At 40.8% G+C, this 23,344-nt stretch carries 20 protein-coding genes; 5 read left to right on the top strand and 15 right to left on the bottom strand.

Annotation, left to right across the window (positions count from 1 at the left end; genetic code table 11):
• Positions 1 to 120: 120 nt before the first annotated feature.
• The 13 genes from ALPR1_RS00350 to ALPR1_RS00295 form a co-directional block, all read right to left on the bottom strand.
• Positions 121 to 1,107 (bottom strand): HupE/UreJ family protein, encoded by a 987-nt coding sequence (locus ALPR1_RS00350; protein ID WP_008197606.1) that lies wholly within the window; start codon positions 1,105 to 1,107, stop codon positions 121 to 123.
• Between the two features lie 5 nt (positions 1,108 to 1,112).
• Positions 1,113 to 1,964, bottom strand: coding sequence for a peptidyl-prolyl cis-trans isomerase (locus tag ALPR1_RS00345; RefSeq protein ID WP_008197604.1), 852 nt, complete (start codon positions 1,962 to 1,964; stop codon positions 1,113 to 1,115).
• A 9-nt stretch (positions 1,965 to 1,973) separates the two neighbouring features.
• Positions 1,974 to 3,830, bottom strand: a complete 1,857-nt coding sequence (locus ALPR1_RS00340) for a DUF3604 domain-containing protein (protein ID WP_008197602.1) — start codon at positions 3,828 to 3,830, stop codon at positions 1,974 to 1,976.
• A gap of 73 nt (positions 3,831 to 3,903) precedes the next feature.
• The gene (locus ALPR1_RS00335; RefSeq protein WP_008197601.1) at positions 3,904 to 5,064 is read right to left on the bottom strand and encodes an alpha/beta hydrolase-fold protein; all 1,161 of its coding nucleotides are present in this window, start codon (positions 5,062 to 5,064) and stop codon (positions 3,904 to 3,906) included.
• A gap of 157 nt (positions 5,065 to 5,221) precedes the next feature.
• Positions 5,222 to 5,464 carry a DUF1206 domain-containing protein gene (locus ALPR1_RS20140; protein ID WP_237701663.1) on the bottom strand — a complete coding sequence of 81 codons (243 nt, stop codon included), beginning with the start codon at positions 5,462 to 5,464 and terminating at the stop codon, positions 5,222 to 5,224.
• A 35-nt stretch (positions 5,465 to 5,499) separates the two neighbouring features.
• The gene (locus tag ALPR1_RS20135; RefSeq protein ID WP_050776349.1) at positions 5,500 to 6,006 is read right to left on the bottom strand and encodes a DUF1206 domain-containing protein; all 507 of its coding nucleotides are present in this window, start codon (positions 6,004 to 6,006) and stop codon (positions 5,500 to 5,502) included.
• A 220-nt stretch (positions 6,007 to 6,226) separates the two neighbouring features.
• A complete protein-coding gene (locus ALPR1_RS00325; RefSeq protein ID WP_008197600.1) occupies positions 6,227 to 6,865 on the bottom strand; it encodes a hypothetical protein in 639 nt (212 codons plus the stop codon).
• Positions 6,866 to 7,172: 307 nt separating this feature from the next.
• A complete protein-coding gene (locus tag ALPR1_RS00320; protein WP_153231745.1) occupies positions 7,173 to 8,528 on the bottom strand; it encodes a hypothetical protein in 1,356 nt (451 codons plus the stop codon).
• Positions 8,529 to 8,796: 268 nt separating this feature from the next.
• Positions 8,797 to 10,131 carry an ethanolamine permease gene (eat, locus tag ALPR1_RS00315; RefSeq protein ID WP_237701605.1) on the bottom strand — a complete coding sequence of 445 codons (1,335 nt, stop codon included), beginning with the start codon at positions 10,129 to 10,131 and terminating at the stop codon, positions 8,797 to 8,799.
• Positions 10,091 to 10,852, bottom strand: a complete 762-nt coding sequence (gene eutC / locus ALPR1_RS00310; protein ID WP_008197597.1) for an ethanolamine ammonia-lyase subunit EutC — start codon at positions 10,850 to 10,852, stop codon at positions 10,091 to 10,093. Before eutC ends, eat begins: the two co-directional genes overlap by 41 nt.
• A complete protein-coding gene (locus ALPR1_RS00305; protein WP_008197596.1) occupies positions 10,849 to 12,216 on the bottom strand; it encodes an ethanolamine ammonia-lyase subunit EutB in 1,368 nt (455 codons plus the stop codon). Before ALPR1_RS00305 ends, eutC begins: the two co-directional genes overlap by 4 nt.
• A gap of 690 nt (positions 12,217 to 12,906) precedes the next feature.
• Positions 12,907 to 14,376: a serine hydrolase domain-containing protein gene (locus ALPR1_RS00300; RefSeq protein ID WP_008197595.1), complete on the bottom strand. Its 1,470-nt coding sequence runs from the start codon at positions 14,374 to 14,376 to the stop codon at positions 12,907 to 12,909.
• Between the two features lie 131 nt (positions 14,377 to 14,507).
• Complete coding sequence (locus tag ALPR1_RS00295) at positions 14,508 to 15,896, bottom strand: hypothetical protein (RefSeq protein ID WP_040302398.1); 1,389 nt, start codon at positions 15,894 to 15,896, stop codon at positions 14,508 to 14,510.
• Positions 15,897 to 15,990: 94 nt separating this feature from the next.
• Here ALPR1_RS00295 and rbfA point away from each other — a divergent pair, with 94 nt between their 5' ends.
• Together rbfA and ALPR1_RS00285 are read left to right on the top strand one after the other, a co-directional pair.
• Positions 15,991 to 16,377 (top strand): 30S ribosome-binding factor RbfA, encoded by a 387-nt coding sequence (gene rbfA / locus ALPR1_RS00290; protein ID WP_008197590.1) that lies wholly within the window; start codon positions 15,991 to 15,993, stop codon positions 16,375 to 16,377.
• A gap of 12 nt (positions 16,378 to 16,389) precedes the next feature.
• On the top strand, positions 16,390 to 17,616 hold the full coding sequence (locus ALPR1_RS00285; RefSeq protein ID WP_040302397.1) for an FtsX-like permease family protein: 1,227 nt from the start codon (positions 16,390 to 16,392) through the stop codon (positions 17,614 to 17,616).
• On the opposite strand, the gene ALPR1_RS00280 is transcribed toward ALPR1_RS00285, so the two are convergent.
• Positions 17,613 to 18,818, bottom strand: a complete 1,206-nt coding sequence (locus ALPR1_RS00280) for a tetratricopeptide repeat protein (RefSeq protein WP_008197586.1) — start codon at positions 18,816 to 18,818, stop codon at positions 17,613 to 17,615. The genes ALPR1_RS00285 and ALPR1_RS00280 overlap by 4 nt on opposite strands.
• Before the next feature lie 269 nt (positions 18,819 to 19,087).
• Between ALPR1_RS00280 and ALPR1_RS00275 the strand changes: the two genes are divergently transcribed.
• From ALPR1_RS00275 to ALPR1_RS00265, 3 genes are all read left to right on the top strand, one after another.
• Positions 19,088 to 19,690 (top strand): hypothetical protein, encoded by a 603-nt coding sequence (locus ALPR1_RS00275; protein ID WP_008197584.1) that lies wholly within the window; start codon positions 19,088 to 19,090, stop codon positions 19,688 to 19,690.
• A 218-nt stretch (positions 19,691 to 19,908) separates the two neighbouring features.
• Positions 19,909 to 21,699: an ABC transporter ATP-binding protein gene (locus tag ALPR1_RS00270; RefSeq protein WP_008197583.1), complete on the top strand. Its 1,791-nt coding sequence runs from the start codon at positions 19,909 to 19,911 to the stop codon at positions 21,697 to 21,699.
• A 65-nt stretch (positions 21,700 to 21,764) separates the two neighbouring features.
• Positions 21,765 to 22,553 (top strand): DUF3050 domain-containing protein, encoded by a 789-nt coding sequence (locus ALPR1_RS00265; RefSeq protein WP_008197582.1) that lies wholly within the window; start codon positions 21,765 to 21,767, stop codon positions 22,551 to 22,553.
• Here the strand turns inward: ALPR1_RS00265 and ALPR1_RS00260 are convergent.
• Positions 22,545 to 23,216 carry a class I SAM-dependent methyltransferase gene (locus ALPR1_RS00260; RefSeq protein WP_008197580.1) on the bottom strand — a complete coding sequence of 224 codons (672 nt, stop codon included), beginning with the start codon at positions 23,214 to 23,216 and terminating at the stop codon, positions 22,545 to 22,547. The two genes, ALPR1_RS00265 and ALPR1_RS00260, sit on opposite strands and share 9 nt — an antisense overlap.
• Positions 23,217 to 23,344 lie beyond the last annotated feature (128 nt).

Below are 23,344 nucleotides of genomic sequence, written 5' to 3'. Positions count from 1 at the left end.
ATTGCCTGAAGGATTTTTATAACCTTAGTAATCTGGAATTCCATTCTGATCTGGATAGCTAGATGATTATAGAAAAGTCTGATTTAACCATTCCACAATTTCCTCCCAAGATTCAAATGCTTAAAATGCCACTATTCGCTCAATTAGCCAAAAAGCTGCTACAGAACCAATGACATAAGGGACGGTTTTACGAATCCAATTTTGCTGTGGGATGATGGATTGTGTAAGACGGAAAATGCCGAGCGCAACTACTACAAACATAAGTTGCCCTAACTCAACACCAATATTAAAAGTAGCGAGAGCCATTGGAATATCATTGGTGGGTAAACCAATATCAGCTAAAGCTCCAGCAAAACCGAACCCATGGAGTAAACCAAAACTAAATGCTACCAGCCAAGGTCGACGGGAAGTGAGTGTGGGATGACCTTGTTGAACTTTAATGATTTCATGGGCCAAAAAAACAATACTCAAGGCAATTACAGCTTCCACTGGGGGTCCAGGTAAATTGACGAAGCCTAAAGCTGAAAAGCATAGTGTAATACTGTGAGCCAAGGTAAAAGCCGTGATGGTTTTCAGCAATTTGTTGAAGCCTTTGGTAATCACAAGTAAGGCTAAAACAAAAAGTAAATGGTCAAAGCCAAACAGAATATGTTCTATGCCCAACATAGTGTAGGTTTTAGCCAACATCCATATACTGGGTGTTTCTGGAATATGCACTGAGTTTTGGGTCGGTTGGAGTAAAAAGCTGTGATTTTCTCCATTGAGTAATTGAATGTTTACCAAAACATCGGTACCTGTCGTATTTAGCTGATCTATTCGCAATTCTGAATTTGCCAGACTTTCTTCACCAGAAAGCTTAAAAGTATAGAGGACAAATGCTTCCAAAATTCGGGGAGGAACTGTTTCAGTCAATAAGAAGCGTTCTTCAAATTTGGGTTGAATATCCAGGACTTTGTCTACGGTACGCGGAACTTTCCATAATACCGAATAGACATGTGGGGATTCCTCCTGTATTTGTAAGTAAGCCGGACGCACCTCGTGAGCTTGTACGGAAACTACCTGAAAAACAAAGAGTAGAAATAGGGTGATTTTTGAAACTCTTTCCATCACGGTTAATAACTCTTTTTAATACTTTCAGGAATTTTATCCGAAGTGATTTTCACAGGATACTTTTCCAAAAGATCATGAAACACTTGCTCTTGCATTTCAAGCTCCGTTTGGTATTCAAATTCTTTTTCTACATAGGATTTAATCCTTTCAAAATCAGCCAACTGGCTGTCATTTTTTTCAGAAATAAATACCAAATGCTTTCCAAAGCCAGATGAAATCGGCCCTACCCATTGATTTAAAGGCAGACTACCTAATTTAGAAGCAAACTCCCCTCCAAAAGACTGATTAATCTCGTTGATGGGGATGTCTTTCCAATCGTTCGAAATGGATAACTTAAGTACTCTGGATGTTGGAATCTCTTTCCCTTCTTTCAGAGCTGTTTGAATTGTTACAAACTCCTGTTGCCAATTGGGTTCTTGATTTGTAAATAAAACTTGCTGAAAAGTATAACTGGTGGGTAGTCGGAATAAGCTATCATTAGCCATATAAAAGTCCTCTAAATCAGCCGCTGTTGGAGGCTTGAGCATTGCATTCAAATCATTGGATACGGCTTCCATTTTTTGAGCTAAGCGACGCTTTACTATGATGTCATTATGATCCAAGCCCAAAGCAAGTGCTTCTTTGTAGAAGACTTCCTGTCTAAGGTATTGATCTATGAAGGCCTTTATATCTTCTTCATTTGGGTCTCGTTTCCATTGTTTTTTCCATAAAGAAAGCAAGTAGTCGTATTCTGCATCATCAATGACAATGGTATTTTCTGACGCACTTTCGGAATTGACCAGAGAGTAATACCCGAAAATCAATCCGCCTAGGAGCAGAAAATGAACCAAGGGCTCTTTTAAAAATTTCCGCATGAAGAGATTTTAATTTTTCGGTTCAATCCAGATTGGAGAAGCCCACGCTCGCTCTTGAATCACTTGTTTTGTGTCTTCGGGATATTGAACATCAGGATTTCTGATTTCATCCCATAAGCTATATCGGGCGGTGGGAAGTTGGATGACACGCACGTAATAATAAGCATTTTGGTTTGGGTCAAAATCGGGATCTTTCCAAACCACGGTAAATTCAGGTGATCCTTTTTCCTTATTGAATTCTCCCGTTTCCATATTGACAGGAGCATCTATCGGCTCTACAGTTCCATCGGCCCGCATACGATTGTCTGAAGCAGCTATATCATAAATGGTATCATGCATTTCACCATCCGCATCTACCCATCCTTTAATAATTTGAACACGGTCTAAATTCGGGGCAATCGGGTCTTTAAGCGCCCAAACCAAAAACTCTGGAGCTTCTCTACCCTCGTAGTTTTGTCCCATAGGTACCCCTTTGGCATAGCCGTCTTTTACCATTTCTTCATAAGATTCATATGACTCTTTAAAACCGTTACCTGCAAAAAATCTCACTTTAATTCTAGGGCCTGAAGTAGCGAAAGATTCGCGGCTATGCATTCCATCCCAAATGGCTTCACGCGTATTGGAGGTTGCCCAAACACCGGTGAGACCTCCGGGATTCATATCTCTATTAAACATTTCCCCTTCCTGCTCATTTCGGGATCGGTCAAGCGCCGTTTCATCTGCCATTCCATGGTGGCCGACATAATTGAATTCTTCCACATTGGACATCACCGCATTGTGGCTATCAGTACCGCCTACAAAACCATATTTAAAAGGATTTACACCCAGTTCTGCCTGGTATTTTACCCCACGGTTCAATCCATATCGAATGAAATTATGCTTCTCAAAAATTCTACCGTTGTATTCCTGCAGAGATCTGGCATTTTCAAAATCCGCGAACTCATCGTTGGGCCAAAAATCAGGTACAACTTCTGAATTTCCTTTAGTTTGCATCATTTCCACATTCCGCTCAAAATGCTGTCTTGTTGAGGCATAGGTTTCATCGATAGGTTTATCATTCATGGCCACTTCAGGAAAGAGCATGCCTTTGCTTTCGTTTGGGTTGTGTGGATTACAAAACACCATTACCCCGTTGGCTTCTTGTGTAGTCATCCAATCCCATAATTCCTGAGGAGATGCCCCTTCATTGGAAGAAAAGGGTATTTCTGGCAGGTTAGTATCTCTAAAAAATACATTTCTATGAAGGTTTGCCGTATTAGGAGCCGAACTCCATTCGTAGGCATGGATGGTCGTGAATTTGCCAGGGGCATAGTTTTTTTCAGTAGCTTCAATATTAACCTGCCACTGGGATTTAACTGACTCGTAACCCTGCCAAAAATCAGGATGGGCATTACCTCCAGCTAAAGCATCGAGTACATATTTTTTGTACACTGCCAAAGCTGTTTTTAAATCAGGAGCTTCACGCATTGATTTTGCGGCCTCGCTGTCATAACCGGGGGATCCTGGATTCATTAGCGTGTAGGCCTCTCCCAAAAATTCGCCATGGTCTGTTACAGCAGCCCAGTCTAAGGGTCTGTTTATTGTATGGGGCCTGCCATTCACCATGACTTCCTCACCTTGCGCAAATCGATAGGCATCATCCGGAGTAAGGCGAGTACCGGCTATAAAGGCATCCATCGAGGCAGCTGTATGTAAATGCTGTTCACCAAAATAGGCCTCTTTTAAGGGGTTTTCAGGGATTTCGTAATCTTTCCCGGCATGGGAATAAAGTAGCTTATCACTTGCTGGCTCTTCTGTTTGGTCCTTTTTCTCTTCACATGAAAAAAACAGAATAGCCAAAAATAGTACGCTTAAAAACTTTCTCATGGCAACGGAATTCAGGTTCAAACTGAATCCAATATAAGAAAATCGTTAATCAGTTTTGCTATCTTCTTGTTGATCATTCCTTCTTTTTCAACTCATCTACCTTCGCTTTCGCATGCCCATTAGTTGGGTTCAGGGAAAGGGACTTTTCATAGTTTTCAATGGCTTTCGAAGTGTTGCCCACTAGTTCATAGGCTTCTCCCAAGCTATCAAAGCCATTGTAGGAGTCAGGATAATTCTCAGTATTTAAAATAAAGAACTCCAATGCTTTTGACTTCTCTGCTTCGTTTCTGCTTTGAAGTTTACTGTAAGCAATTCTGTTTACGAGGCTTTCCGGCGGAGCAAAAGTCCAGGATAACCGCTGCGAAATATCTTGAAAATGCTGGGTGAGTTGCTCTAAGTTATCCACATCCCGATAAGAAATCCCATAGCCATCAAAAATGCTGTTGATTCCGTTGTGGAATGCAATCATGGGTACCGAACTATGATCCTCATTTTCGAAATATTCCAATTTCCCAGGAAATACTCCATCATATTTACTGTTGAGCGACTCAAACAAGCGCACATGTCGGTCCCTGTTTCTGATATTTCTTTTGCCCCAATTCGCAGTGGCGAAATAGATGTATCTCTTAAATGAATTAGGGCTAACTGCCTCTAGTTTTTTATCCATGGTTTCGGCATCCCAGGAGCCAAAACTTGGATCAATGGCTAGGAAGGAATTGAAAATCGTATTTTCTTTCATGTAAGCATGGGTAGCCAGTAATCCGCCAAGCGAATGCCCAAAAAGAATTCGATAAGGTACGGTCCGATACTCCTGATCCAGTTTTGGAATCAGTTCCTCCTCTAGAAAAGCCAAGAAATTATCTCCACCTCCAAAATCATTTTCTCGTGTCGTGACGATTTTGTCAGGGGTAAAATCCCGGGTTCGACTTACATTTTGAATGCCGACAACAATCATCTCTGGAATCCTTCCAATTCTACCCATGTAGTTCGTCATACCGCTAATCGGATGAAAAAAACTGCTGCCATCCAATACAATCAGCAGGGGATATTCTTTATAGGATGATTCTGGATTGCCATAAGATTCAGGAAGGCTGACCCAATAGCTTCTGTCCTCATCCAAAATGCTGGAGTGAATGGTATAAGTGCTGCCGATTTCAATGTTCCCTGTATCTTGGGATTTTGCTTGTCTGATTCCAAAAAGAAAGAGGATCAGTAGGAGGTGATATTTATGCATGGTTCTAGTTAGATCAATCAAAAATTTCCAGTCCAAGCCATGAAGAACGGAAACAAAATTATTTTAGGTCTTATCCTCTACGTGTTTTTGAATTAGGAAGGTTGGGTAAGATTGAAAAAAGGCCGACGTCTTTCAATTTATTTTAGGTAGAAATTGCCTATACCCTCTTCATATCACGATAGCGAGCATTAATTAACAAAAAAATGCCGTACATGGCTAGGCCCAAAGCAACCAAGGATAACACAATCGTTCCGAATTCATCTTGAAGGAAACTAAATGCCTCCTTAGTGCCTCCAGCTACTTCCGAACTGTAAGAAAATGCTGCTCTGTATGTTAGGAATGCAATCACCCCAATGACTAACCCTCTAGCGGTATGTCCAACCTTACCCAGAGTAACCATCAATTTCTGTGTTTTAGGATCTAAATTTTGAGCTTTTACCCTCTTTTTGTACAAATCAGTGTAGGCAATGACCATTTGAAATATGGCTCTTCCCAAAAAATAGTGGCTATAATAAGTACGATGGCCTGCCCGAATGGCTTGCTTAAGGCCGTTGCGATAAGAGATTCCTGACTTTCTAAAGATTCGCTTCCATTTCCAATAAGGATTTTGATAGCTGAAAATGCCATAAGACCGTAAAAAACACCACTGGAAAAGAATCCTAATCTATTTCCTATTCCTTTGTAATCGGTGCCTTCCTTGTCAGGATCCATGATGGCCTGATAAAAACGCCAGAAAACGTAAGCCACCAGTCCTGCGGCTGTGATCCCGAGCAATATGCTTCCAAAGGTGTTATCTCTTAGAAATTTCAATGCATCACTGCTCCCTGATTTGGAGCCCCCAGTACCGATTGCAGCCATAAATGTGAGTGCACCTATTAAGATGTAAACAAAACCCTTGGTGGCAATGCCAAAACGCGCAATACTCTCTTTGTTAAAATCCATTCTTCATTCAAAAATTGCCCCTATTCGGCAGAAATGCTAATCGAAACAATTTAGGGGATTTTGAAGAGTTTCTCTCCCTTAGGAATAAAAAGGGAATACTCTGGAAAGGTTAGGTACGGTTTTTCAATTCAAAAAATAAAAAAGGTGAAGTCCTTTTCGACAAAATCGAGGACTTCACCTAGTGAAATGACCTGATGTAAATTTCTTCTCAGAGCTGAAATCAATCCCCTACCTTATCCACATTAATTTTCTCAATCTGCAAAGGCTGATACTTGACATAATAGTTCTCATAACCAGCGATAATAGGACTTATTTTTATCTCATTTGATGAGGCCAAAAAATCAAACATCAACTCATTAAATTGATAATTGATATACCATGTGTCATTATACCTACCCGTGATATTGGTCATGACTTTTTTATTTCTGTAGGAACCTGGTTTTAACTGAATGGTCACGCGATACCGCTTACCCATTTCGGGTCTGAATCGTAAAACCAAGTATCTCATTTCAGGAAGGAATCCAGCCATGCCATTATTTAATCTTGGATAGTACTTGTTTTCCGGATGTACATCAATGCTTGTTTGGTCGGATCTATGCCATCCAAAATATTCAGCGACATACATATCCTTATCCTTCAACTTTTGAGCAGTGATTTCCCAGGATTCGTTGGCCTGCAAATTCAACAAGTCATTTCTATTAACTCTAAGCGCTGGAATGCTGGCAATACCCTTTGGATCGAGCTTTTTCAATTGTGCATTCGAGATTCGATTTGATGGGTTAACCTTGATATCGATAGGTTTTATATTCAGGTTTTTACTGCTGAATTTTCCAATGTTTCCAAACTGTTTCTTTGACATAATAAGCTTGTTTAAAAATGGGCTTGGCTAATTCGTATCCTGATTGGATACCATTCTTTCCAAATTTCCTGTATTAAAAAGATAGCCTATTTATATGGGCTATGCAAAATTTGAGGGCTTAGAATATCTTCTATGGTATTGGGAATCAGTGGATTTATTGGGTTCTGGTGGAGGGTGATTTCAAAAAAATAGTACCTACACCTAGAAGGGGCTAGTGGGGGTATATTTTGAATCTAGAGGTGGTCATTCGATTTTCGAATATTGAGGCTAACGTTCTGTGTATGGTGCGTATCCCGAAGGGTATGCACTATACACCTTGTTGGGTGCAGTATTTCTTTATTTCAGCTACGAATTTTTTGTTTAATGCATTTTCTTGGTCTTCAAGTTTAATGCAAAGTGGTGCTTGACCTCTATAGTAATATCTTGAAGTTGGACTGATTACATTGGTTTTGAGATAATATCCAATTATGTTAATGGCCAATTTTGATTTTTCATACCCTTGTACATTTTTCATAATTGAAATTGCTTTTGTTGTTTCTGCATCTATGTTAAATTCATCGGAAAATATTACTTCTTGAGATTCAAATTCTTTTTTCAGAGATGTTGAAAATTCATCTTTAAAGTGCTGAAATGAAATTTGAATTTTATTTCTAAGATCTTCTGGAATTTCAGTTTCCTTATCTAGGGTAGTGCATTCGGAAATGCTTTGTTTTAATGTTTCATCCAGTGTTTTGGGTTCATTATTCAATAATTCACCTGCAGAGATATAAGAACTAACTATACTTCCCCAAAATTCCAACTTTCGATATCCAGCAAGTCGATCGCTCTCAGCCCAGATGAACTCTTGATTTGAACTGACATTGTTATTGAGATTGGGGAAAACACAAATCAAATCTTCGGACTTCAGACCTATTTTCTGACTAATATTCTCGTGTAATGTCATATATTTTTGAAAACGAATTTCTGATTTTGATTTTTCTAGCATAAATGCACCGGGCATCAAATTCAAGTTTTCATTCCTGTTTAGTATAGTTAAAATGTTGTAAAAATTAGACCCTGTAATCCATTCATCAAGGTAAATAAGTATTGAATCCTTTGTATCAATTTCAGAAACCCTTTGATCAATTAATTGGGCTCGTGTAATGCCTTTTCGATTACTGTCATTCCTATTTATTGACACAGAGAGTATCGTTGACTTTATTTCTTTTTCATCCAGCATTTCTTTCAAAAGTTTGGATGGAATAGAATTTCCTAAGGGTAATTCCAAAATGAAAATGTTTTCAAACTCTAATTGCCTCAGGGTTTGAATTATTGAATTGAGAAAGCAACATAATTTTATTATCTGATGTTCTGAAGAATCAATAACACTGGTTATGTTCTTATCTAAACAATCCTGAAAAGCACTAATTAAAGTTTTGATACGATCGGATGATGGTAAGTCATTTAATCGAACAATTATTGCATTCGTAAATAAAGCAAGCTGTAGAAGTGCTGATGGATCCTTGGATATTACTTGAAAATTTTGTTGACCAGAACTCTTTTCAAACTCTTTTATCAACGAATTGATTATTTGGTCTGATGAAATTTTATTCATCTCCTCTTTGAATTCATCAAGGAGCAAACACAACTGTTCGCAGCCAGACAATTTCAATATTTTCTTCATTTCGTCATGCATTACTTTATTGCACCCAACACTTGTATATACGTAATTGCGTATATATCCATTATAGATTTTAATTACAGGTAGTTTTTAATCCTTTGAATATCAGCATTTTAAAATAATTACTCGACAACAAATGAAAACAAACGTTTGTTGTCTGAGGAATAGAATTGATTGAGAAATGAATCCTTTTAATTCTGATTCCGAACCAAATCTTCAAGAACGGTATGAAATTCTTTAGTTGCAATACCCAGTACAGGGTATTTTTCCCTTACCCCTTCCTCTGATACCATCGAAAACTCATATAGCCAAAACCTACCAATCCCCAGAAAATAGCCATTAAAGTCAGGTTGTAAATACTCATGGCGATCATCGCGATAATGGCGATGACCAAGGCGATGGCTGGGAAATAGGGGAATAACGGAACCCGAAAGGGGCGCTTCAAGTCCGCATGATTCTTTCGCAAGGCAAAAAAGGCAATCATCGATACGATATATAATGTCAAGGCTCCAAAGCAGGCGATGGTGATGATTTCACCGGTTTTTCCTGTGAGCAAGGCCAGGATCCCTATGCCCATATTCACCAGAAGGGCATTGACAGGAGTCTTGGTTTTGGCATGGACTTTCCCCACAAAAGGCGTCACATAACGCTCTCTTCCCAGTTCCAAGGTAGATCGACCCGCCGCCAGGATAATCCCATGAAAGGAAGCCACCAGCCCAAACAAGCCCACGGTAATCAGCAGGTGATAGAGAATATTGCTTTCGCCTACAATCTTGGCCAAAGCCAAAGGCAGGGGAGAATCGGAAGGCGCTGTACTTCCCGGAGGATAGACGATCGTCTCCCAGCCATCCACTCCGATCGAGGAAGTGAAGGTGAGCAGGCATAAAATCACCAAAGTCAGAAGTGCCGAACCAAACCCAATCAGAATATTTCGCTGCGGGTTTTTGGCTTCCTCGGCTACATTGGCCACACCTTCGATCGCCAGGAAAAACCAGATCGCAAAAGGTATCGCTGCAAAAGCACCACCCCAACCGTTAGGCAGGGCATTCTGGGTTAGGTTTTCAAATTTGAATTCGGTAAAACTAACTCCTGAGAAAAGTAGGAGTTCGGCTACCGCAATTATGGTAATGATCAGTTCGAAGTAGGCAGCAAACCTTACCCCGGAGATATTGATCAGCGTGAAAATCAGATAGGCTGTAATCGCAATCGCGGTAATGCTGATTTCCGGGAAAAACACATTGAAATAGGCTCCAATTGCCGCTGCGATGGCCGGCGGGGCGAAGATAAATTCTATACTTTGGGCGATTCCTGCCAGAAATCCCCAGTTTTTTCCCAATCCCAAACGGGCATAGTCAAAAGCTCCTCCGGCTTTGGGAATGGCACAGGCCATCTCCGTGTAGCTAAAGGTAAAGGTGACATACATGATGATGATAAAGAGGGTGGCTACTGCCAGTCCGAGGGTTCCGCCTTCCGCCAGCCCGAGGTTCCAGCCAAAATACATTCCCGAAATCACATAGCCGACGCCGAGCCCCCAAAGCATAAATGGCCCTAGCGTGCGTTTTAATTCAGTTTTTTCCTGATTCATTTTTAAGTGAGTGGTGGTCAAAAGTATCCTTCAAGTGGACACCGGATAATTTAAGTCTCAGTGCTTCTGAGCATAAAAAGGCGAGTTTTTCCGCTGCATAGGCATAGGGCAAACCGCCGGTTCGGATATTGGATATACAGTTTCGCTTTTCGTCTGTATTTCCTGCTTTTGGGTTGTATGTCAAATAAATCCCCATGCTGTACGGGGAACTCAAACCGGGTCTTTCCCCGATCAGAATTATGGAAATTTTGCTGGAGAAGCTTTCGCCGATTTCATCGCTGATGGCTACTCTTCCTTGGCTGACGATGGAAATGGGAGCGATGGAAAGCCCTTTTAGTTTGGGTAAAAATTCCTGTAAAAAGGGGATAGCATGCAGGGAAATGGCATTTGCACTCAATCCATCCGCCAGAATAATGGAAATTTCGGATGCTGGAACTTTGGAATTCTGAATCTCTGCAAAGGAATCCTCACTTAACTTCCTGCCAAGGTCGGGACGTTTGATATAGATCTCCCGGGATTTTGCCTGACTGGAGAGAAGCATGCTAGGAATTTGTAAATCCTCCAGTTGCTTTCGCAAAGAGTCAATATCCAAATCTGCCCAAACCGCATCTTTGGCCAAGGCATGATCCTTTCTGAAAGCCAGGAGTTCTTGGGTTTTGAGGCTGCCTCCCGTTCTTCCCAAAGCGATTCTGGCGTCGGTAAAGTCTTTGAGTTTTTCCCAGGGATTGGATACCTCGCTCATAGCTTCAGCAATTTATTTCCCTTGACTTCCAAGACTTTTCCGGAGGAGTCTGTCAGATTCATCTTCATCAGCCACTCGTCAAATTCAGGAGCTCTTTTCAGCCCCAACACCTGTCGGATGTAGAGTTGATCGTGGAAAGAAGTGCTTTGGTAATTCAGCATCACATCATCCGCACCGGGGATTCCCATAATAAAATTGCATCCGGCCACTCCGAGTAAAGTCAAGAGATTATCCATATCGTCCTGATCCGCATCGATGTGATTGGTATAGCAGATATCGCAGCCCATAGGCAAACCCATCAATTTTCCGCAAAAATGATCTTCCAATCCGGCACGGATCACTTGTTTGCCATCGTATAGATATTCCGGACCGATAAATCCGACCACGGTATTAACGAGTAAGGGATTATATTTTCTGGCGACGGCATAGGCTCGGACTTCGCAAGTTTGCTGATCCACGCCATGGTGGGCATTGGCAGAATGTGCACTTCCCTGACCCGTTTCGAAGTACATAAAATTATCTCCGATACTTCCTCTATTTAATTCTTTGCCTGCCTGATAGGCTTCATCCAAGGTATTTAAGCTAAAGCCAAAGCTGGTATTGGTGGCTTCCGTGCCTCCGATTGATTGAAAAATCAGGTCTACCGGCGCTTTCCTCTCAATCAATTCCAAGGTGGTGGTCACATGGGAAAGAATGCAGGATTGGGTAGGAATGTCGTATTGGAGTCGGAGTTTTTCCAGCATTTCGAGCAATCGAAGGGTAGTCTCTGCCGAATCCGAAACCGGATTGATTCCGATCACCGCGTCGCCAACTCCATAAAGCAAGCCATCGATGGTGGAGGCCATAATTCCTTTGGCATCGTCGGTGGCATGATTGGGTTGCAGTCGGGTGGAGAAATGACCTTTCAGGCCAAGTGTATTTCTGAATTTGGTAATGACCCGGATTTTTGAAGCTGCTAATATCAGGTCTTGGTTGGCCATGATTTTCGAAACCGCGGCGACCATTTCGGGTATGAGTCCGGGACTGATTTGAGCGATTTTTTCTCCATCCGTTTGATAGTCCAGCAGCCAATTTCGGAATCCACCCACAGTCAGGTGGGAGATATGCTGAAAGGCTTTGGCATCAAATGAGTCTTGGATGAGTTGGGATACCGCATCAATTTCAACTGGGATGATTTCCTCCTGGAGAAATTGCTTCAAAGGAATATCGGCAAGTACCAGTTTGGCAGCAATTCGTTCCTGCTCGCTTTGGGCAGCCAAACCAGCTAATTGGTCTCCGGATTTTTCGGGAGTAGCCTTTGCCAAAACAGTTTTGAGGTCGGGAAAAGAATAGTTAAAGTTTCCGACGGAATGCTGATAAACCATTCAATTAAAGTGGGGATTTATTTCAAGTTTTCCAATGGAAATGTCGATGAGTTAGGGATTTTTGAATTGTTAGAATTTTTTTGTCAGTCCGAACGCCAGCCTGCCTTAAGGTTGGCGATTAGCTAGCTAAATCAAGTCTTTTCTAAAAAGAATCGAATTATTTGAAGGCGTATTGTTTTTGGAATGCGCGTGGGGAGGATTTGGCAGCGGGGCGGGCGTTGGGCTTGTGCGGATGAAGCTTTGCCAAATCTTGATCTTTTGGTCCTTTTGTATCAAGACAAAAGGACAGGAAAAAAAATGTGCATTCAATAAACTAAAAGTCTTTGGAATAAATTTAAGCTTTGATTTAGAGACTCTCGTCCCTTATGTGCTCAGCCTGCCTGCTCATTACATTTTAAAGAAATAAAATTTGTTCTAAAGTACTTTTGAGGCCAAAAGTACCCAAAAGCCTTTTCCCTAAACTTTCCTTCAAATCGGAAAAGGAACAAGAAAGTACTTCAATTCGTATTGATTTGATTTTTTCGCTTTACCACATCCTAAAAATCAATGGATCTCTCTCGTCCCTCGCGAGCTAATTGATTTTCTTAACGGATATGCTTGCATCTCAAAAACCGGAAAGTTTAAGGGAACACCTCCAAAATTCAATCTTACTAATTAGAAGGATTTGGTAACCAATAAACTATAGAACCATCATTTATCTTCCACTTTATAAAACTGATAACCACCTCCCCAAAGCATTCCAACAGGATTTTGGGTGATTTGAAATTCCACTCGATCGCCAGTGGTCAAGTCCACAAAGTCAGTTTTAGAGGTAGGAGAGAGGAGGTTTTCATCCCCGTTATTTGGGTCGTAGACAAAAAGATTTTTTCCCCGAACTGTCACTTCTACCTTATATTCCTCGATTTCTCCTAAAGCTTGATCCAATTGATAGGATCCTGCCAAGTTTTCCAATTCCTCTGAACTAAGATCAGCCAGTTCGACTTCACCTGGATTTCTCAAGTTCATGTCATAATAATCAGAAATTCCCCGCAGGATTTCTGCCATCAGGCGCGTTCCCCGATCAGCACTGGTCATCACGATAATGGCGTCTCCTTGATCCGCGTAACCCATCATATCATTGCTGAAACCGGCATTTTTTCCTCCATGTGCAAAAACAACCTTTCCGTCTCTTTCACCCAAAGCCGGTCCCAAACCCCAGTGATTTTTGTGTTCGGTCAGCATTTGATCCACTATTTCCTTAGAAAGAACTCCATCGTTTTTCCCGGCTCTGATAGCTTGGATCTCGAGATAATACTTTGCCAAATCAGAAGGTGTAGTCCAAAGCCCTGCGGCTGCCTGTTCGGGATAATTATGGTACAACCCCTCATACAATTTTCCATCCCCATCATAGGCGGCGCTGGCATTGGCCTGAAAAGATTCGGAAAGGGGCTGCGTATAAGTACTATGCGTCATCCCGATAGGAGCCAGAACATTTTCTGCCAAAAACACTTCCAAAGCTTGTCCGGAAACATCTTCAACAGCTTTTTCCATCACGGTATAGCCTCCTCCGGAATACCTCCATATGCTTCCCGGAATGGTGTCCACAAAAATCGGAGGAGTGTTTCCTTTCCCTTCCAAAACTGTGATAATATCCGGAAAAGTGTCGGTTTGGGAGTAGCCCGGAAAGCCATGAACCGTCATACCGGCGGTATGCGTCAACAGTCTTTCAAGCGTGACTTTTTCGGTTTCAGTAAATTTATTTTCAGGTACTTTCCAGCCTTGCAGATAGGTGTTGATATCTTCATCCAAGGCCATTTTTCCCTCTTGCACCAATTTCAAAGCACCCAAAGCTGCGAGTGGTTTACTGATGGATCCTGCCTGAAAAATAGTTTCTGTGGTCACGGAATCTCCTGTTGAAGTATTCGCAATTCCATAGCCTTTTGCCCAGTGTAATTTTCCATCTTTGACTACAGCAATGCTGACTCCGGGAACCTTGTAATGTTCCATTCGATCATAAATATTCATCTTCGCTGTGGAGTCACCTTTGACTACGAAGGGTGGAATTAGCCCATTCTCGATCGCTAAGATTTCATCTTGAATAGGATCAGATTGTGTTTTAGCATTTTCGCAGGAAAATGAGAGTAAGGAAAGTAGGAGTATTAAAGGAAGAAGATTTTTCATTCTTACAGAGATTGGGATTCTAAAAGTTAATTAGAAAGGGATTAAAATCAAATTCCAATGAACTGTAAATCAGATATCTACCAAATCCTTTGATCCACTAAAACAGGGCCTTAATCGAATGAATACTTTCTTTAGTCTTTGAGTGTAAAAACTCCATTTCCATTGCTGCTATAATGCCGGCTGAGTTCGGGGAAATTATCTAAAATGGACTGGAATTGGCCTTCCTGATCGAGGATGATTTTAGGTTTCTGCTGCTGAAACATCTGGTAAAGTCGAGCTTTTTCGGGCAAGTCTCTTTCCTGAGCCAGATACAATTTACTCAAGGGGTAATTAAGGAATGGACCAGCCAATTTTGAGTTTTGGTAGGCAGAAATATCAGGTCCCAAGATCATGATTTCTTTTCCTTCGTATCGACTTTCGCTTTCACTGGAAATAAAATAGGCTGGGTTATCCACATGACTTTGCCAATACCACCATGCTGCGGCTGGTAAGCCTAAAATCAAGAGTGGAAATGCAATTTTAGGGATGATGCCCCTTTTGATATTGAGGAAAAACTGCGTGATCAAATAGGTAAGTCCTGGAATAAATATGACCAATTGAAAACCTGCCTGTTTCTTGATAAAGAAAAACTCCAAAGCGGCAAAGATCAACCAAAGGATGATCAGCTGCCTTTGTTTCTGTTGATTGATCGTAGAACCCTTAAGGACGGCACTAAAGAAATATCCTACCATAGATAAAATCACTGGGAAGGCTCCCAAAATTAACCAACTCCAATAGGATTGGTAGGCAGTTTTGGCTGATGCAAAGATCATAGGCCAGATATCAATCGCCTCTTGAAGACCATCATTCCAATAATAGAAGACAGCTATCAAAAGAATAGGCAAAGTATAACCTGCCAGCGAAAGCAATAGTTGTCGGAAAGAGAAACCACTAATGGCAATGCCGGTGAAAATCATATACGGCATAAATAATGCATAGCTTGGGTGAAACCCTGTGGCCAGGCCAGCGTAGATTCCGATCAGCAAGGTAGATTCACTGGTTTCTTTCTGAAGCACCGTTTGAGAGAAAAGTTGTCCCAAAGCCAAAACCAGAAATGTACTTCCTAGCAAGGCAGGATTTAGGGAGAGCATATCGAATGAAAAATGAAACAAGGCCGCCATGATGATGGCTGGCAGGTAGGTGTTTTCATCGAATACTCGATATTTAATTAAAATCTTATTCCAAAAAATAATTTGAAATAAAATCAAAATCCGGCCGATTAACTCAAATGCCAAGGCGCTTCGACCAAAAATTAAATCCACAAAAGAGAAAAACCCAGCAGAAAGAGGTCCGGTATCATCTATGATGTCTTGATATAAAAAGAAACCCTGTTCCAATCGCTCACCCAGTACCATCCAAGTCAACTGCAGAGAAGTGAGTGGTAATGGGTTTATAATGAGGTAAATAAGTGTCAATATCAGAAAGTAGATGACGAGACCTACCAACCTGAAAGGATCATTGACTTTGAAAAATCTCAGCAAGATTAATGGATTATAAAGTTTGAAATGGGTTGCTTTTGCCCGAAATTAAAGCTTGCCCAACTATTTCGCTAAATTTGTACCACAAATACTTCGTATGGAAAGTAAAAGACAACAAAAATACGCCAAACTGATCCAAAAGGAAATTGGAGATATCTTCCAAAAAGATGCAAAGCACTTGGTTGGAAGAGCGATGATCACCGTTACCCACGTTTTGGTAAGCCCGGACTTGGGTTTAGCCAAAGTTTATTTAAGTTTTTTGCTGGCAGACCCAGAATCAACTTATAAACTGATCAACGATCATAAGAAAGAAATTCGTCATCAGTTGGCAAAAAGGATTGGTAAGTCAGTTCGGGTGATACCTGAACTTGCGTTCTTCCCGGATGATTCTGCTTCTTATGCTCAGCATATAGAAAAAGTAATCTCGGATTTGGAGATCCCAAAAGCTCCATCGGAGGAAGAAGATGAGGACACTGAAGATTAATTTGGTTTACAATTGAGCCTAAGTTACTTCATAGCATCCCGATATTTCCGAAGTAAGAAAAAACGGAATTTTATCACGATTCTATCTACCATCTCCATGATTGGGGTGGCAGTAGGGACGATGGCATTGGTCATCGTCATGTCTGTATTCAATGGTTTGGGAGATTTAATTCGAGGCTTATTTGCCAGTTTTGATGCCGAGCTAAAAATTGAAGTGGTGGAGGGAAAAAGCTTTGAGGTGACAGAGGATTGGTTGGAAAGCATTCGCCAGGTAGAAGGTGTGGCGATTTTGACGGAAGTCATTGAGGATAATGCACTCTTTGATTACAATGGAAACCAGATTGTAGCCAGACTGAAAGGAGTTTCTGAAAACTTCTTAGATCATGGTAGATTTTCAAAAGGGTATTATTGGGGCGATACGACCCTGGGAACAGATAAAAATCCGGGAGCGATTTTAGGAAGGGGTGTAGGCTTTTTTCTTTCTGTCAACTTAAAAGATGTCAACGTTCCTTTGAAGGTTTTTTACCCGAAAGCTCCAAGAAGTGCCGCCTCGATTGATCCCACACAACTATATGCCTCAGGAGTCTTAGATCCCAGAGCATTTTTCAGTATTGACCGACAATTTGATGATGAATATGTCATTGCTCCCCTGGAATTCACCAAAAATCTCTTGAATTATGGAGATAAACGGACGGCACTAGAAATCAAAGTCGAAGAAGGAGCTTCTATTGACCGAGTTCAAGATAGGGTGAAAGCCTTGCTTGGCGAGAAATTTTCTGTCAAAAACGCGGATGAACAACATGCCGGGATTTTGAGAACGGTAAAACTGGAGAAGCTCTTTGTGTTTTTGACTCTGACCTTTATTCTGGCCATCGCATCCTTTAATATTTTCTTCTCCTTGAGTATGCTTGCGATCGAAAAGAAAAAAGACATTGCGGTATTGAAAGCAATGGGGGCAACAGATAAGTTGATCAGGAGAATATTTTTGAAACAGGGAGCAATGATCGCCCTGAGTGGGGCATCAATTGGGTTGATTTTAGGGTATTTGGTTTGCATAGCACAGCAGCATTTTGGCTTGGTCTCTTTGGGAATATCCTCGGCTGTTATCGATGCTTACCCGATAAAAATAGCTTGGACAGACTTTATTTGGACCAGTTTATCCGTGATCGCAATTACGCTTTTGGCATCCTACAGACCCGCTTGGATAGCCTCACAGGTTGATACGGTCAAAGAACTCTAGCGAGTCCCTTCCTGACAAATCTTTTTCCAGATTGTTTGTGCCTGTTCCATCCCCAAGTCTGCTGCTTTCTTGAGGTCCTGGCAAGCTAAATCCATTTCCTTTAAGCGTTGATAGGTAATGCCTCTATGGTAATAGGCAGATGGATTTTCAGGATCCAGATTGATAAAAATGGTGAAGTCTGCCAAAGCCTCTTGAAGGGCTTTCGAGAGATAGCGGTTTTGGCCTCTGGCTAAATAATATTCAGGATTCTGAGCGTCCAGTTCAATGGCTTTTGAGAGATCCTTTTCGGCTTCCTTCCAGTTTTTAAGTTTACCGTAAACTTTGCCTCGGTAGAAAAAGGTCTCGGGATCCATATCGTCTAGCTTAATGGCTTCAGAGAAATCCTTTAAGGCATCCTCCAATTCATCATTATTCATTCGATAATATCCTCGCTGCTTGAAAGTCTGGGAATTGGCAGAGGAATCGTCTATAACCTCAGTGAGTGTTTTTATTAGATCCGGATCATTTCCAGCCTTAACCGTAGCGATACCTTGTTTAGCGATCAGATGATCAGGATCAATGGAAAGTGCTTCTTCGAATGCGGCTAGGGCAAGTTCATTGTCCCCAATTTTAGAATAAGCTCTCCCTATTTCTGCATAAAAATCGGCTTTGCCGGGCTGAAATCTGAGGGCTTCCTCAAAAAAATTCAGGGCATTGTCATACTCTTGGAGTTCCATGCTGCTTAAACCCATATGGTAATAAACCTGAGCTGGATTTTCATTTTGCGCAGTTATGATATTTGAAATGCCTTTCTGACCGGGAGCTCTACTGTAAATGACCCGTGTGGTTTCTCCAGGTTCACTTTCTAAAAATGTATCAAAATCCAGCATAGCCTGTTCATATTGCCCAAGCATATGTCGTACTCTTCCCCGAGCAAAATACACTTCAGCATGCAAGGGATCTAAGGTCAAAGCCGCACTGTAATCACTATTGGATCGCTCATATTCCTCCAGGTATTCAAAGGATTGACCTCTCAACCAATACGCTTCTTCATCTTTAGGGTGTAAGCTAAGCCAGGTGTCAAAATGCCCAACCGCTTGCTTCCAGTTTTCATTTTCAAAGGCAATTTTCCCTTGTTCCAAAATGGAGCTATTGTTTTTCTGTTGTGAAAAACTAGCTATAGGAAGAAGGAATAAGAGAATAAACCTTAAAATCTTGGGCATTTATGGATCAAATTTTTAACCGAATAAAAATACCTAATCTCCCTTAGAATTAACAAAGAGAGCTGAATTTCAGCTGTTAAAGGAGGTTTTATTTTTTTAAATCGGAATAGGTAGAATTTTTTAGAAATACGATTTTTGGGACTTTCTGTTATTACCAAAACCCTAAGTGGCTGAAAAGAAGGGCTTTTAAAAAATACCTGTTATTTTTGCGGCTGGGCATGTTTATTGAAGCCCGATGCCAATCCCCCAAATTGTAAAATTTATACCCAATGTTAAAAGTATTGAAGCTGTGTAGTTTGCTGCTGTTCGTTTGTGTAATTGAAAATCAAGTATTGGCACAAAGCGAAACAGAAGACAAAGGATCTTTGAATGAAGGCACTATTGATAGCCAATTTGATTACATCTATAACGTATCTAATAATTACCAAGAATATAAGGTTGTCAAGCGGACCAACTTGGACAAGTTAAAATCCAATATTCTGGACTCGATGAGAACGATGAGACAGGAAGTTGTTGATTTGAAAACATTGATTTCCAATCAGAAAGATTCCCTAGGGAATATGAATATAGTCATGCAGAATGCTGAGGCAGAGAAAGAAGAAGCAATAGCTGCCAAGGATAATTTCAGCTTTTTAGGAATGGGAATACACAAGGCCGTTTATTCTTCGATGATGTGGATTTTAGTGGCCATTTTGGCTGCGGCACTGGCCTTTTTCTCAATGCAGTATTTAAGGAGTTTTAATAAGATCAAAAAAGCTCGTAAAGATTTGGAAGAAGTTCAGGAGGAATTTGATGCCCACAGAAAGAACACACTGGATCGAGAAAGGAAATTGAAAAGGGAATTAATTGATGTTCAAATGGGCAAAAAGTAGAAAATTCCCTCAGATTGTTTCTAAAAAGTTTCAAAAAAAGAGGCTGTCTTATGAGACGGTCTCTTTTTTTGTTTTGGCTTGTCTGAAGCAGCTATTTTATCTTGAAAATTAAGGCTGAAGTAAACTAAATGTTCACTTGAAATAGGGATTTGTATAAATAGGAATGATATGCATTCAAAAACCCTTACTTTTGTCCCTTCAATTACCAGTATAAACGAATGGCAAAACAAAGAGGTACTGCTTTAGAAGAGAGCGAAAAGAGGAAGTTGTCGAAGCAGAATTTACAAAAAATGGGAAGTATTTTCCGCTTTTTATTACCCTACAAATGGGTATTTATCTTGGGGTTGGTATTCCTTTTATTTTCTTCACTTACTTTATTGACATTTCCATATGTGGCTGGCAAGTTGATCGATGCAGCACAGGGAACAGAATGGATCGTTTCAGATATCAATTCCATCGCTTTGATTTTGGTGGGAATTCTGGCTGTCCAAAGTATCTTTTCATTTTTCCGGGTATGGCTTTTTGCCTTGGTTTCGGAAAGATCCATGCGAGATATCAGACTGGCTCTTTATTCTCGAATGGTTCGCTTGCCCATGACATTTTTTGATAAAAGAAGAACAGGGGAGCTGATTTCCAGGATTACTTCTGATGTGAGCTTATTGCAGGATACATTTTCGGTGACTTTGGCTGAGTTTTTCAGGCAGATTGTTACGCTGATTGCCGGTGTGGCCTTTTTGCTTTTTAATACCCCGAAGTTGACGCTGTTTATGTTGGGAACATTTCCTGTCTTGGTCTTAATAGCCATGGTTTTTGGGAAATTTATCAGAAAGCTTTCGAAGAAAACCCAAGATGAGTTGGCCGCAGCAAATGTCATTGTGGAGGAAACCCTTCAATCCATTAGCACGGTTAAATCATTTGTTGGTGAGACTTATGAATCCCTTCGATATGGAAAAGGGCTGAATTCCGTAGTAGGCGTAGCTTTACGTCAAGCTAAATATCGAGGAGCCTTTATTTCATTTATCATTTTCGCATTATTTGGTGGAATCGTGGCCGTGATGTGGTACGGAGCCAGCCTAGTTGGATCAGGAGATATGAGTGTGGGTGAATTGGTTTCTTTTGTGTTGTACACCACGTTTATTGGAGGCTCCATTGCAGGGTTAGGTGATATTTACGGTCAAGTTCAAAAAGCGATCGGTTCATCGGAACGTGTATTGGAGATTTTAGAAGAGGAGCCTGAAGCTTCCGGTGGCGATGTGGCCATGGAATTTCAAGGAAAAATTGATTTCAAAAATATCAAGTTTCATTACCCTACACGACCAGAGGTGGAGGTATTAAAAGATTTGAGTTTCCATGTCAATCCCGGGGAAAAAGTGGCGCTTGCAGGGCATTCGGGTGCAGGAAAATCCACCATTATTCAATTGCTTTTACGCTTTTATGATATTCAGGAAGGTAGTATTGCTGTTGATGACAAGAATATTCAAAACTGGGATATTCAGGCTTTGCGAAGCAGGGTAGGGATGGTCCCGCAGGAAGTTCTGCTTTTTGGAGGCTCTATAAGAGAGAACATTGCCTATGCAAAACCAGATGCCACGGAAGAAGAAATTATTCTTGCTGCTAAAAAGGCCAACGCTTGGCAGTTTATCAGTCAATTCCCAGAGGGTTTAGGGACCTTGGTTGGTGAGCGTGGAGTGAAGCTTTCTGGAGGACAAAGACAACGAGTGGCAATCGCAAGAGCCATTTTGAAGGATCCTTCTATCTTGATTTTGGATGAGGCAACTTCCTCTTTGGATGCGGAATCTGAGGCTTTGGTACAAGAGGCTTTGGACGAACTGATGAAAGGAAGAACTACAATAATCATTGCCCACAGGCTTGCGACTATTCGAAAGGTAGATCGTATTTATGCACTCAAAGATGGGGAAATTGTAGAGTCTGGAAATCATCAGGAGCTACTTCAAAAAGATGAGGGATTCTATGCCAACCTGGTGAGATTACAATTTGCAGAAAATTAATCGAAGAATTTTATTGATCTGGTAATCCAAATTGGAAGTTAGTTCGTAATTCGACAAAAACCCCCATGAGAACCCCTCTAGAAAGATTGATTCAGGCAGTTCAGCCAGAAAGAGAAATCCTGTTGAATCATGGTCTTTATCAGGACTTATTGACCCTACACGATTTCCAATTTTTTATGGAATTCCATGTTTTTGCTGTTTGGGATTTCATGAGTTTGTTAAAAGCATTGCAAGTTCGCTTGACTGGGATGAATATTCCCTGGGTTCCTGCTCAAGATCCTTTTATCGCAAGACTAATCAATGATATCGTATTGGCTGAAGAAAGCGATGAAGACGGTAAGGGAGGCTTCTGTAGCCATTTTGAGCTCTACCGTAGGTCGATGAAAGAGGCGGGAGCTTCAACTTTTCAAATAGATCAATTGGTAGAAGGTTTGAGCTCGGGAAAAGAGTTTACGGAGGTACTGGATCAATTGCATCTTCCAGTATTTGTCAGAACATTTCTCAAGATAAACTACAGGTTAGTCAGATCAGGTAAAGCACATGAGATTGCAGCCTCTTTCACTTTGGGAAGAGAAGATTTGATTCCCGATTTATTCAGAAAATTAGTGGAGGGGTTAGTTAAACACCAGCCTGAGAAACTAGAAACACTTTCTTTTTACTTTGATCGCCACATCCACTTAGATGAGGAAGAGCATGGGCCTTTGGCTTGGAGGATGGTCAGTCATCTGATAGGTGAAGACCCAGAAAAATTCAGAGAGGCAAAGAATGCTGCTCGAGAGGCTTTAGAAGCAAGGAAAGTGCTTTGGGATGGAATCCACCAACTGATCAAAGAAAATCAGCTTGATTTAGCCTAGATTATGGGCTGTTAAGGATTTGGTGAGACCAAACATTTTTTCTTTGTAAATAGAAGCTCCTTCAAAGAGTTTCCTCATGTCACCTTCAGATAAAAGGACAATTTCCTCTAAATACTGTTTGGCATCAGCTTCATCCCACTTCTTGAGTCTGCTAAGTTTTGTCTTGGTCAATGTTTTAAAAATAAGTGACTTGGGAGCAAACTGTGCAAATGGAATCGCATAATGTGCTTCTATTGGAAAGTACTTGTTGGGAGTTTGAATAAAATACTTTTTACCAACTCGTTTAATTTCCTCGGCCATTTTGACCTGGTTTTCCCAATTATAAAGGTGCTCGATGACCGAGTTAGAGAAGATCAAGTCAAAGCTTTGATCTTGGTATTCAGGCATATTTGTAGCGTCTCCGCAAACACTCTTAATCTTGGGGAGATTTTCTTCCTCTTTTGTGAGGTTAAGAAGGGTGATTTCCACATAAGGTAGATCAAGAAGAAAACTATTTTTCCAAAAGTAGGCAGTACCACCTAGGTCTAGAATTTTGATAGGTTTTTTATCAGGGAAAGTGGAGAAAAAAAGTTTCTCAAATGCCTTTTGTCTTTTATTTCGAAGTTTGGCTCCCAAAGAATTGGGATTATCGGAAGCAGCAAATAATTCTGTAATAAAACTCATAAATTGCTCAAAAGAGCGGTTTGGAAAATAATTAGCTCCAAAAGTAATCAGCCTAGATGATTCTTTTCTTAATTTTGATTCAGAAATGAGCCTTATTTCTGATTTAAAGCAAAAAGCTGGAATTTGAA

Origin of the sequence: Algoriphagus machipongonensis, assembly GCF_000166275.1 — a bacterium.
Lineage (GTDB): Bacteria > Bacteroidota > Bacteroidia > Cytophagales > Cyclobacteriaceae > Algoriphagus > Algoriphagus machipongonensis.
This window is presented reverse-complemented; position numbering and strand designations above follow the sequence as displayed.